Below are 12,166 nucleotides of genomic sequence, written 5' to 3'. Positions count from 1 at the left end.
GCGCGGGCCGGTCATGGTCCACCGCCACCAGTGGCGTTTTTTTATAATGTCGGATAAAAGCTTCCTCATGGCGGGATAACCTAGCAGTTCCGGCCTTTTTCGTCAACGGGGAAAGTGCGGATAACCGAGGTGCTTCCGGCACAAGTTTCCAAACTCTTTTCCTGCTTTTGCCTCAATTCTTCAAGAGTTTTTCTACCTTCGCCCTCATCGCCGGAATCGAAACCCGAACGGTATCCCAAACAATATCCAGGTTGATTTCAAAGTAACCATGAGCCATTCGGTTTCGCATCCCTCGAATCTGCTTCCACAAGACTTCCGGGTGTTCCGCCACAAACTCAGGATACTCGTTGGCGATCTGCGTGGCAGCCTCACCGATTACCATGAGGTTCAAAATCACAGCCTGCTGAGTTTTTTTGTCATCCCGAAACGCCTCAATATCCATATCTTCAACGTAACCGCAGGCCAGCGAAGAGGCCTCGACCATGTGTTGGAGGTAATCGGACAGTCTCAACCCTTGTTGTTTAGCTGTCATATCGGTTTCGCTTCCCTAAGCACATGATCGCGAAATTTCGTGGGCAGGTCTCCGGGGGTGAGCACTTCGACCGGAACCCCCAACCTTTCCTCCAGGTCGATCTGTAGGCCGCCCAGATCGAACAGGGTCGTCCCGGGCAGCGGATCGACCAGGATGTCAAGGTCGCTGCCGTCTGTATCCTTGCCATGGAGGGCAGACCCAAATACCCGGGCGTTGCGGAGCCGATACTGCGCCACAAGCCGTCTGATTTCGTCACGATGCGCCTTGAGGGCTTCTGAGGGTTTCATAGGACTCTCCGTTATCAGGTCAATTAAGGCTTGCGGGATCGATTATCGCTTAGCGTGAGAACAAAGCCAATGGGAAAACCTGGATTTTCGAAATCGAAGCATTGCCTTTGAGATCAGCAATACCTACTCGGTGTCAAATGAACCGTAGGCCGGGAAATTCGTTTCTGGTATGGGGTCGAGGCAACCATGAGTCGGATATCGGAACCTTCCTCTTCGACCTGGAGATTGACGATGATCTTGATGACATCAGGGGTGCCTGGAAAGTTTTTCGCCGATCAGCAAATCCATTTCGTGTTATTTCGTGTTGCAACTTGTCGCGTTGATCGAGAGGGAACCTTTCGAGGTAGCTTGCGATGGCGGAAGGGCGTTGCGACTCCTCCAAATGAGCGATGTTCCATGCCGTAGCGGCAATATAGCTATGAAAACTGTGGTACTGAGGGCTCTTGACCTGGGTGATGAAATCACCGGCGAGGTCCATAAGGATTTCCGATATGCTCTGTTTTTCACTCGGCGCTGGCACTATCGCGGGCTTTGCCTGCGCGGATTTTTTCAGTCTCTTCAGGAAGCTGCTCATTGGCTCGCATTCAGAGCGTAGGCCGGGATAAGGCCGGAGGCCGTTCCCGGCATTGCCCTGATAGGATAGGGGAGATGCCCCTCATTTCATGTCCTCTGACCATTATCAGTGCTCACACATGTCGAGAGCATGTAGACAGAACTCTTTGTCAGCAGGATATTCTATGTATTTAGCTTTTACTCCTAATATGCTCAAGATGAATTTAGCATTTAGGTTTGTAAGTTGGAAGACGATACTTGGATCTGGTGTTCCAAATCCAATTGGCTCATTAGCAAATTGAGCCTCATGGAGCAAATTGTTTCTCAGATTAGACAAGTAGCTATTTTTATTTGATATCACCGCCCAATGGGGTACAGACATTTCAAAAAGTTTACATAGAGCAACTGGACGACCCGCATGATTTTTACTTTTTATCCCGAAAGCCTCTTCGACAATTCTATAGCATGTATCTAGCACCTTGTATTGACAATCGAATCTCTCAAAGTCATGAAGGTAAGAATGGCTAAACATGTGCCAGTGAATTGCACCAAACAAGAGATTGTTTAAATTTTTGTTAATATTTTAAAATAATATTCACACCCAAGATTTAAAATTTCGATGACCTCATGGGTTCTACAATGGAAACCAACCAACTTGTTTGGATCTACCGCAACTCTATAAAAGTGTAACCACTTCTCTGGAATTAGTTTCAGACCCCTGATAAAACCAAATAAATTAATGATGAATTCGCAAAATTCATCGTTTTGTTCACCAATGATTTCAATTCTGTGGGTAGATGGAAGGCCAAAAGCAACCCAAGGAATTTTTGGTGCTTTTGTAAGGTTATTTATATTCGATAAAGGTTTCTCTGCTGGGGGGTAAAACCACCCATCATGAATGAAACCATCTGATGTAACCGCTTTAACGATAGTCCAGATTTCATCTAAGGGCTCAATTCTAAAGAAGTCAGTTTTATATGACTGATTTTCAGGTAGATACCCAAATTTCATCTTTTTCGAGCCCCTACAGATATTGACTGAAGTTCGTTGATATTGGATGCCGCCCCTGAACTTCGGAATATCAATGAATTCAAAACTCGACTCCTGCCTGTCTCACTTGGGTATTCACGCCACAAAACTTTCCTCCCCCACTTCCCCCGCCTGCCCCAACGATGCAAGGGTTTCAAGAAGTTCCAGCACCTTATCAACCCGCGCCCGCTCGAATCCCTTAGCCAGGTCCTTGGCTGTGACTGGCCGGTCGTAGGCGGCGAGGGCCGCGCGGATGGCCAGGACCTGCTCGGGAAGGTTCTTTGGCCGAGGATGTTTGGCTTTGGGCGCGGTTTCGGCGGCTTCCTCCTCCATCCCCATCTCCACCTGGACTCCGGGCGCGGCCCCGTGCGGTGCCTGGAACTCCGGCCGTAGCCAGCGCACCAGCCCTTGCTCCTCTTCCCTGGCTCGCTCCCGGTTGAGGGTAACGAGCCGCTCCAGGATTTCCTCATCAGAGAGAGTCGCTGGCCAGCCGTAGGCAGCGAAAACGGCCGCATCGAGATCGTCGTGGAGTTGTTTGAGAACGGAGACCAGCCCCTTTTCGTGAATCTCGCGCTCCTTGGACGAAAGCGTCTCTCCCGTCCGCAGCTTCTCCAGCACGTTATATATGCCAGTCATGGTCAGATCGGGGTAGAAGCTCTTCTGGCGCTTTCGGTGTGCGTCCAAGGTCTCGCCGAGAGTGCGAATTTGGAATTTCTGCTCCTCCTCACAAGCTGGGAAAGGAAAGGTTTCGAAGCAACGGCTTTTGTTGTATCGAGGATCGTTGCCGACCCCCAGCCGGCCACCGGCCGCCAACGCCCAGGTGATGTGAATACGGCTGGAGAGGACGCCGAGATGATAAGGGTCTTCACTTGCAAAGCACACAAGTGTTTGATCTGGGAGAACCGAAACGTCCAAGAATGAAAAGACCCGGTGCTTCGCCGTGAGGACCGTAGCAATGAATCTATTCAGACCGAAGAGGCTTTCCCGCATTCGCGGTTGGTTTTCGCCAAGGAGCCACCAGTTCTCTCGGTAACTTTGGCGCGCATTATAGTCCCGCTCCGGCTTAACGCGTTCATGCACCCATTGGTAAACTTCCGGAAAGCGTGACCTCACCTCCTCGACACCGAGACCAAACAGATCAATAACCAGCACACCGCGTGGCGTGCTGGTCAGATCGCGGCCGTTCAGGTAGGGGCGGATGTGTGCTTCGAGACCAGGAATCCGGCCAAACCCAAGGCGCTGGGCAGCATCCGGGGTAATGACGAAACCGGTGCCTATCGTTTGGATTCCACGATTTCCTATGTCGGCGTTTGATCTTAACGTACCAGCGCCCGCCACATTGGCTCCAAGTTTGAGGTCCGAATGGAGAGTTCCCCGCCGGGTGGCAAGCTCCACGGCTACCCCTTCGCTACCACCCTCACTTTCGGCAGTGAGGGTGGTAAGTACCCCTTCGTCGTCGCCGACATTCACGGCCAACCTGCCCACTGTCATCGCAATACGGACGGCAGCGCCGTCAGCCGAGTCTACCCACGGGTGATCGGGAATGGCGAAAGCAAGTGACAAGGGCTGCTTGGCCGCAAGGTGATTTTGGACCACATTTCTATTGAATACCTGCGTTAAGCTGTTTGTGGTGATGAAGCCAAACCGGCGAACCCTACCCTGGCGGACCAGTCCGGCAGCATGATGCCACCAATACATGACGAAGTCGGAGGAGTCAGGAACATCATTCCACTCTCTGCGCAGTGCTTCGGTATATCCATCACCCAAGGCTGCGCGCATGCTTTTTGCCCCGATAAACGGCGGATTTCCCACTACGAAATCCGCCTCCGGCCACTCAGCCTTTCTCGGATTCACATAACCATACAGCGCAATCCGTGCCATCTCATCCGGCACTTGCTCACCGGTCACCGGATGTGGCTTGGTCGTGCGGCCATCCCAGATTGTGACCGGATTGCCGTTCTCGTCTATTAGCGGCTCCTTACGGTCATAAGCAAGTACCGCATCACGGCATTCGATGTTGCAAAACTTCTTGATCACCGGCTCGGGGGGCATCACATTCCCCCTGGTGCGGAAGTGCCATTGCAGGTAGCCGATCCAGAGGACCATGTCGGTGATGGCGGCGGCCCGGGGGTTGACCTCGATGCCCAACAGTTGGTGCGGATCGACGACGCTGCCGGCCAGATCGAGGACCGCCTGGGTCTCGCCAAAACCCTCCAGGGCGTTGAGGACTTCCCCCTCCAGGCGTTTGAGGTGCTCGAAGGTGACGTAGAGAAAGTTGCGCTGCCGCAGGCCGGGTCGAGCACCCGAACGGAGCAGAGTTTCTGATGGAACGCCTTGACCTCAGCCACGGAGTCCTTAAGCTTCCCTTGCCGGGCCAGAGTGACGGCAGCGGCGAGGACCGCCTCCCGGTCGGCGCGCAGAGGCTCGACGACGGTGGGGAGAACCAGCCGTTCGACGTACTCGCGGGGGGTGTAGTGAGCGCCCAGGTTGTGCCGCTCGCGGGGGTCGAGGGCGCGCTCCAGCAGGGTGCCGAAGATGGCCGGTTCGACGTCCTTCCAATCGGCTTTCCCTGCCTCGATCAAAAGCTCAAGTTGGGGCTCGGAGAGTGGTAGCGCCTCGGCTTCCTCGAACAGACCGCCGTTGAAGCGCAGGAGCCTCTCGCGAAGCACCGGAGAGAAGCCGCCGTCCCGCATGGTTTGCCAGAGGGATTCGGCCAGCGGCGCGAACTTCTCAGCCTCCCCTTTGAGGCTCTCCAGAAGTCCGGTGAAGCTCCCTTTCGGGATGAGGTTGATGTCCTCGGCGAACATGGTGAAGAGGCAGCGTTTGAGGAAATTGCCGACCGCCTCGGGCTTGTGCCCGGAGCGTTCGAAGGACTTGGCCAGCCTGGCCAGCCGATCGGCAACCTCGCGGGTGACCTTGGCGCTGTGCCGGGCGGGATCAAGTTGGTGCGGGTCGGTCCAGACCAGGCGCAGCCGTTCGCGGACATCCTCCCGGGAGAGGTCCTGCAATCCGATGCGGTGCGAACGGGGGTCGGGGAAAGGCAGGTAAGCTTTGCCAGTACACGAGAACTCGCTGTAGAGCTCGATTGAGTGTCCCACATCGACTACAACCAGGAAGGGGGGGCATCCTTCCTCAACCGGCAAGGCGCGGGCATACTGCTCGGCCTGACCGCGGGCGGCGAGCATGGCGTCATCCCACCCTCGGGTTCCGCGCACGGCCGTCCCCTTGCGCCGGGGTCCGACGGTCTCCCGAACCAATATATCGGAGGCGGGCCGGTCGCTCCCCTGCTTGGCCTCCAGAATAAAGCAGCCGCGTTTGTAAAGATCGATGCGTCCGATGCTGGAGCTGCCATCGCCATGGCGGAAGGTGACGGCCCGTTCAAAGACGTAGGCGTTCTCCTGATCGTCGGGGCGTGTTGGTTCGGGGCGGTGAACATGGAGCTGGTCGCACAACTCGGAGAAGAAGAGCTGATAATTGGCGCGCTCGGCTGCGCCGGAACTCTCCCAGCGGCGAATGAATTCCTCAATGCCTGCGTAGCTGCGGGCGTAGGTTGCCGACGTCTCGGTCATTCTCTGTCCTGTCTTCCATGTTGCCGGCAACGCTGCGCTTATGCCGGCCTACGCGATCACCGGATGAATCGTAGTCCGGGATAAGGCCGAAGGCCGTTCCCGGCATTCGTTTATAGGCAGGGGGATGGGCAAGGTTAGCTTTTTCTTTGCACGCTGGCAAGCTTTTCGCCTCTCACGGGAATTTTGCCGGCTCCGGACAGCTGATCGCCGCGGCTCTGGCAGGGAAAACACTCTACGGAACGCGCCGGGGTGGTTGCAAATCGGTCCTCAGCCTGTAAACTATCGGGAACTATTTTGCGCAACCATTTTCCGAAGGAGGAAGACATGCCCGTTCCATACCCCGACCTGCCCTATCCCAAAAATGCGCTCGAACCCCATATCAGCGCTAAAACCCTGGAGTTCCATTATGGAAAACACCACAAGGCGTATGTGGATACAGCCAATTCGATGATCGAGGGGACCGATCTGGCCGGCAAGGAGCTGGAAGCCATCATTCAGTCCGCTGCCAAGGACCCGGAGAAAAAAGTCCTCTTCAACAACGCCGCGCAGGCATGGAACCATACCTTTTTCTGGCAGTGCATGAAGGCCGGCGGCGGTGGAAAACCGAGCGGCAAAATTGCCGAAAGGATCAAAGCCGATTTCGGCAGCTACGAGGAATTTGTCGAGAAATACAAGACAGCCGGGGTCAAGCTCTTCGGCAGCGGCTGGGCCTGGCTGGTGGAGAAGAACGGAAAACTGGAGATCATGCAGGGCGCCAACGCCGAAACTCCCGTCGCGCAGGGGATCAAGACTCTGCTCGTGGTCGATGTCTGGGAACACGCCTACTACCTTGATTACCAGAACCGTCGGGCCGATTTCCTTCAGACCTTTATCGATCACCTGATCAACTGGGATTTCGTAAACGCCAACCTGGGCTGAAAAAACGGATTCCGAGCAGTAACGCAAAAAGCCGGGAGCTCGCTCCCGGCTTTTTGCCGTTCCGCATCCGCTCTTCTAGTGCTGCTTGTCCTTTCGCGGCAGAGGAATGATTTTCGCCCCCTCCCCGGTCCGTTCCTTCTCCTCGACCGCCTTCAGGGGATCGCAGACTGTTTCTTGGAACTTCAGGAACTGCTCCCAGAACAGCTCCACCATCTTGTTCATTCTGGACACCGGGTCCCTGCACCGGCTGAGAGCGGTATCGATCCGGAACTGAAGGCCGTAGGCGCGGCGACGGCTCTCTTCCGGAAATCTCTCGATGGTCTGCCGGATCAGCTCCTGACTCTGCCTTTCGAACTCCTCGGGGTCTTTCTGGTAGAGACCGGTAAGCCTCGCCAACTGCTGTTCAGTATTTTCTCTCGGCTTGTCCATGACGACCCTCCTCTCTGCGGAGTTCTCTTGATTTCTATTATAGACGCTTTTACGGATTAAGCTCTTCTTATCCGGTTGAGGGCCGCCGCGGTCTCGTGGAGGCGGGGGAGTGCGAGGTCTCCGCTTTTCCAGGGGGGGAGCAGATCGAGTCCCCGCTCCTCCACCTCTTTCAGTGCGCGCCTCAGCCCTTCCACCATACCGGCGGAGGTTCCCGCATGATTTGCGGCGAAATAGCGGATCAGCAGACCGATGGCCCGGGTTTGGCCGATGTCCACGAGCTGTTCGACTCGGGAGAGGTCGATCTCGTATTCACCGTAGAGGAGTGTCGACAGTCCCCTGACGTCGATTTTTTCCTTGTGTCCCCGTACCGGATTCAATTCGCGGGCCGACCTGCGGCGGGGGGCGAAAATGCCCAGGGGAGCACCGGATTCCGTTTCGGGGAGGGTGTGGTTTCCCCCGACGATGCGGCGGGCCTCGAAGGTGACGTCGCGGACTCTATAGTTGTCGAGCATGATCACTGTGTCGGCCACTTCGAGATAATCCCCCGAACCTCCCATGACGATGACGGTGGAGATGCCGTTGCGCCGATAAAGCTCCCGCACCCGGTGCAGCAGGGGAGTGATCGGCTCCTTGTCGTCGGAGACCAGGCGCTGCATCCGGGCGTCGCGGATCATGAAATTGGTGGCCGAGGTGTCCTCGTCTATGAGGAGCGCTTCGGCGCCGCACTCCAGGGCCTCGATGATGTTGGCCGCCTGGCTGGTGGAGCCGCTGGCGTTTTCGGTGGAGAAGCCTACGGTTTCCCGGCCCAGGGGGAGATTGGCGATGAAAGGGCTGATGTCGACCTCATGAATGGCGCGGCCGTCCTCGGCGCGGATTTTGACCGCCGAAGCCTGGGTGGCGATTTGTTCCCGGCCGTCCCCGGGAATGTGATCGTAGACTCCCCGCTCAAGGGCATGCAGGAGGGTCGATTTGCCATGGAAGCCGCCGCCGACGATGAGGGTCACACCCTGCCGGATGCCCATCCCCCGCACCGGCCCGGCATGGGGGAGGACGACGGTGAGGGCAAGGCTCTCGGGAGCTCGGAAGGGGACGGCCTCCTCATCCATGGGGCGGTCGTCGATCCCGGAGCGACGCGGAAGGAGGGCGCCGTCGGCCACAAAGGCGACCAGCCCCTCCCCGGCGAGGAGGCGGCGCAGGTGGTCCTGGTCCTCGGCCGACTCGATATGCTGCTTCAGCCGCTGCGAATCGAGGCTGCGGTGGAGCAGGGCCTGCCGCACCACCCAGGGGAGCTCCTCCAGCACCATCTCTTCGGCGTCACGTCCGCGGATGGTGCGGCCGGACGCCGGCAGTCCCGCGGTGAGCCGGGCCTCGACTCCCGTGCCGGTGACCAGCACGGAGTTGCGCGTCAGGATCTGCTGGCCGCTGGTGGCGATATCCCACTCCCCGCTCTTGCCGATGCCGCGGCGGCCGCGGGCATGTCGGCCGATGGCGGCGGCGACGGCCCGGCCGAGAAAATCCTCCAGGGCGACGCGGCGCACCGCATTGCTCCGGAGCCCCGCCGGCAGTGCCGCCTCCGCCGCCGGTACAGTGACTGATAGGCGTGACGGAGCGGCGAAGGGGTCTCCCTGGACGTGGTCTATACTCAGATGGAAGAAACCGAAGTCGTAGACTCCCGTCAGGTCCTTGTAGGCCTTATAGCCCTTGCCGTCGATGCGGCGGAGGATGGCTCGGAGTCGTTCCATGGGGAAATGGTAGCCGAGGGAAGATGGAAAGGCAAACTTCAAAGCCGCGGCTTCAAAACCGCGGCTCCAAAACCGCGGGCGCTGCGCCCCGCACCCCGCCTTACTTTTTGTCCAGGCGGCAACAAAAAGTAAGCAAAAAACGCCTTTCCCCTGCGGGGGGCATCCGGTTGCGGTCTTTCGGTGGCTTTTTTGGATCGTAGTGCCGAGGATAATGTCGGTGCTTCGTGGGATCGGTTGCTTTTGGTGGCCGGGGTTTCGGTTCGGCAGTGGCTTTCCTCTTCGGAGATCTCGTTGAAAGGCTTCTAGTATAAAGGCGGAAACCTTTTGGCGAAGCCCCGGAAGCGTAGGAGTTTGGTGTCCACTATTGACGACCGCCCCTAGACATACCGGGGGGAGATAAGAGATCCCGATGGACTTATCATTGAACTCCGACAATGGAAATAGTGGTCCAGTTCACACTCCCGCCGTTTATCGACACCTCGGCTGATGAAACAGATACGAAAGTAGGGCCCGCAAGGGCCCCTTTTCCGTTAATGCGCAAGATATTGTTTTCTCGAGCCATTCATGGTATGAAATCCCAGTGACGGCCCTAGTTCAGAATCTGGAGTGGAAGTACTGATGTACAATGCCTATTTCGGTTTGAAGGAAGCCCCGTTTTCCATCGCCCCCGATCCGCGGTATCTCTATCTGAGCAGCGCCCATCGCGAAGCGCTGGCGCACCTGCTTTACGGATTGCGGGGAGACGGCGGATTCGTGCTGCTGACCGGCGAAGTCGGGACCGGCAAGACCACCATCTGCCGATGTCTTCTCGAACAGGTTCCGGATCAGGTGCAAGTGGCTCTGGTGCTGAACCCTTCCCTGAACGTCCCCGAACTGCTGGCGACGATCTGCGACGACCTCGGCGTCCCCTATCCCATGGGGAACGTGAGCAACAAGATCTTCATCGACGCCCTGAACCGCTTTCTCCTTGACTCCCATGCCCGGGGGCTGACCACCGTACTTATCGTCGACGAGGCCCAGAACCTCTTCGCCGAAGTCCTCGAACAGCTTCGGCTCCTCACCAACCTGGAGACCGGCAGCCGAAAGCTTCTGCAGATCATCCTTATCGGACAGCCCGAACTGCGCGAGCTGCTGACCCGCACCGATCTGCGCCAGGTGGCCCAGCGCATCACCGCCCGTTACCACTTAGGGAAATTGGAGCGGGCTGATCTTGCCGAGTATCTGCGGCACCGTCTGGCCGTCGCCGGGGTTCGAGATCCCATCTTCACCTCCCGGGCGGTGGCCGCGCTGTATCGCCTGAGCCGCGGTATTCCGCGGCTGGTCAACGTCCTGGCCGATCGCGCTCTTCTCGGTGCCTATGCCCGGGCAGAGAACACGGTCGGCGCCCGAACGGTGAAACAGGCGGGAAGGGAAGTGCTGGCCCCGCTCTCTTCTTCCCCCCGCTTCCTGCGCTGGGCGATGGTCTCGATTCTGGTTGTTGCCGGGCTGGCTGCTCTTGGTCCCAGCCGCTGGCTCGAAATAGCGAATCCGACAGGGGAGCCTTCCGTGTCCTCCGGCAGCAGTGCTGCTTCAGAAGCCGCGCCCGCAACTCCGTCGACCTTGTCCGCTGATCAGGCCGTGCCGATTTTTCCGGCCGGACAGGGCGAACGCCGCCAGGCGGAAAGAGACCTCCTGCGCCTGTGGGGCCTTGAAGCGGCGGAGGATGAAGAGGTATGCGGGATCGCCCAGGCCGCCGGTCTCGAATGTCTCGAAAATATCGGTTCCCTGGCTCTTCTCGGGCTTCTTGACCGGCCGGCGATCCTGCGTCTGCACACCTCCGGGGGTGAACCCTTTCATGCCAGCCTGGTCGGGCTTGAAGGTGAAACGGTGGCGCTGATGATTGAGGGGCAGATTCATGAGCTGCCCGTCGCCGAGCTGGAGCGTTACTGGCTTGGCGAGTTCACCCTCCTGTGGCGGCCGATGCTGCCGGCAGCCAAAGTGATTCGGCGGGGCGACCAGGGGGGGGCGGTGGAATGGCTGGCGAGGTCCCTGCCGGATCCGCCCGGCATTGCAGGGGAGGGGACGTCCGGCGGAGTCTTCGACGACCTCCTGGAGGAACGGGTGAAGCGCTTTCAATTACGGCACGACCTTCTGCCCGACGGCATTGCCGGACCCAAGACGCTTATCCTGCTCAACCGGCGTCTGGATATGCCCGGACCACGCCTGACCCGACGCACGATGGAGTCCTGATCCATGTCATTCATTCTTGATGCTCTGAAAAAATCGGAAGCCGAGCGGCGGCAGGGGGAAGTCCCCAGCCTGCAGAACGATATCGGTTCCGCCGCCCCTCGCCGGCGCTCCATCTGGCCCTTAGTGCTGACCTTCGCCCTTCTTCTCAACGGGGCGGTGCTCGGCGGCTGGCTGCTCCTTCGGCAGGAGAAACCTCCCGTGGCGGCGACGTCCTCCGGAGAGCCCGACCGTATCCTCGCTTCCCGTGCCGGCCACGCCGAATCGACTGGAGACCTTACAACAAAGTCCGCTCCTGTGGCCAAAGAGACCGAGCTGTCCGCCGCGGCGGTGAAGCCGATAACGATAACGGATCCGCCGGTCCAACCGGCGCAGGCGACTGTCTCAACCCGCGAATCTGTTCCGGTAAAGCAGGCAGGCGTGACACCGCAGGCGAAACCGAAGGCCGCCGCGCCCGCCTTCAAGGAAAACCCCGCTGCCGCCTCGGAGGAGATCGGATCCTATAAAACCCGAGCGGCACAATCCGTTAAATCAGTAAAACCGGAAAAACCCGCGCAACCGGCACAATCGCCAACGAAACGGGCAACTGTAGCCGCGCCGGCTCCGGCCGAATCGTTTCCTCTTATTTCCGAACTGCCTGCCGACCTCCGCTCCGGTCTGCCCGGGCTGAACCTGCAGCTCCACTTTTTTTCCCCGGATCCCGCCCGCCGTCTGGTCCGTCTCAACGGCTCCAATCTGCGGGAAGGGGAACGGGGAGGGGACGGCCTGAGCGTGGTGGAGATCACGCCCGACGGAATCCGGCTCACCTGCCGGGGAGTCCGCTTCTTCCTTCCGACCGTCCGCCGCTGACCGGCGAGCCGTTTCTAAGCAAATCTGAAAAGT

9 protein-coding genes and 1 pseudogene are annotated in these 12,166 nt (G+C 58.3%); 3 read left to right on the top strand and 7 right to left on the bottom strand.

Annotated features, from left to right (window positions below):
- Positions 1 to 172: 172 nt before the first annotated feature.
- The 5 genes and pseudogenes from DTF_RS0107310 to DTF_RS27740 form a co-directional block, all read right to left on the bottom strand.
- Positions 173 to 532 carry a DUF86 domain-containing protein gene (locus tag DTF_RS0107310; RefSeq protein ID WP_027714793.1) on the bottom strand — a complete coding sequence of 120 codons (360 nt, stop codon included), beginning with the start codon at positions 530 to 532 and terminating at the stop codon, positions 173 to 175.
- A complete protein-coding gene (locus DTF_RS0107305; RefSeq protein ID WP_027714792.1) occupies positions 529 to 819 on the bottom strand; it encodes a nucleotidyltransferase family protein in 291 nt (96 codons plus the stop codon). The genes DTF_RS0107310 and DTF_RS0107305 overlap by 4 nt, the downstream gene beginning before the upstream one ends.
- A 1,116-nt stretch (positions 820 to 1,935) precedes the next feature.
- Complete coding sequence (locus tag DTF_RS26445) at positions 1,936 to 2,382, bottom strand: hypothetical protein (protein WP_155890746.1); 447 nt, start codon at positions 2,380 to 2,382, stop codon at positions 1,936 to 1,938.
- Between the two features lie 114 nt (positions 2,383 to 2,496).
- Positions 2,497 to 4,617 (bottom strand): class I SAM-dependent DNA methyltransferase, encoded by a 2,121-nt coding sequence (locus DTF_RS27135; RefSeq protein ID WP_369798555.1) that lies wholly within the window; start codon positions 4,615 to 4,617, stop codon positions 2,497 to 2,499.
- Between the two features lie 470 nt (positions 4,618 to 5,087).
- A pseudogene (locus DTF_RS27740) lies at positions 5,088 to 5,969 on the bottom strand (type IIL restriction-modification enzyme MmeI); the annotation flags it as partial.
- Between the two features lie 324 nt (positions 5,970 to 6,293).
- Here DTF_RS27740 and DTF_RS0107285 point away from each other — a divergent pair.
- Positions 6,294 to 6,887 (top strand): superoxide dismutase, encoded by a 594-nt coding sequence (locus tag DTF_RS0107285; protein WP_027714790.1) that lies wholly within the window; start codon positions 6,294 to 6,296, stop codon positions 6,885 to 6,887.
- Between the two features lie 75 nt (positions 6,888 to 6,962).
- Here DTF_RS0107285 and DTF_RS0107280 read toward each other — a convergent pair whose 3' ends face one another.
- On the bottom strand, positions 6,963 to 7,316 hold the full coding sequence (locus DTF_RS0107280) for a DUF3135 domain-containing protein (protein WP_027714789.1): 354 nt from the start codon (positions 7,314 to 7,316) through the stop codon (positions 6,963 to 6,965).
- A gap of 56 nt (positions 7,317 to 7,372) precedes the next feature.
- Positions 7,373 to 9,058: an ABC-ATPase domain-containing protein gene (locus DTF_RS0107275; protein WP_027714788.1), complete on the bottom strand. Its 1,686-nt coding sequence runs from the start codon at positions 9,056 to 9,058 to the stop codon at positions 7,373 to 7,375.
- 618 nt (positions 9,059 to 9,676) lie between these two features.
- Between DTF_RS0107275 and DTF_RS0107270 the strand changes: the two genes are divergently transcribed.
- A complete protein-coding gene (locus DTF_RS0107270) occupies positions 9,677 to 11,287 on the top strand; it encodes an ExeA family protein (RefSeq protein WP_027714787.1) in 1,611 nt (536 codons plus the stop codon).
- 3 nt (positions 11,288 to 11,290) lie between these two features.
- Positions 11,291 to 12,133 (top strand): general secretion pathway protein GspB, encoded by an 843-nt coding sequence (locus tag DTF_RS0107265; protein WP_027714786.1) that lies wholly within the window; start codon positions 11,291 to 11,293, stop codon positions 12,131 to 12,133.
- Positions 12,134 to 12,166: the final 33 nt, after the last annotated feature.

The sequence above is a fragment of the Desulfuromonas sp. TF genome (assembly GCF_000472285.1).
GTDB lineage: Bacteria > Desulfobacterota > Desulfuromonadia > Desulfuromonadales > ATBO01 > ATBO01.
Note: the sequence above shows the minus strand (reverse complement) of the source record. Positions and strands in the feature narration are given on the sequence as shown.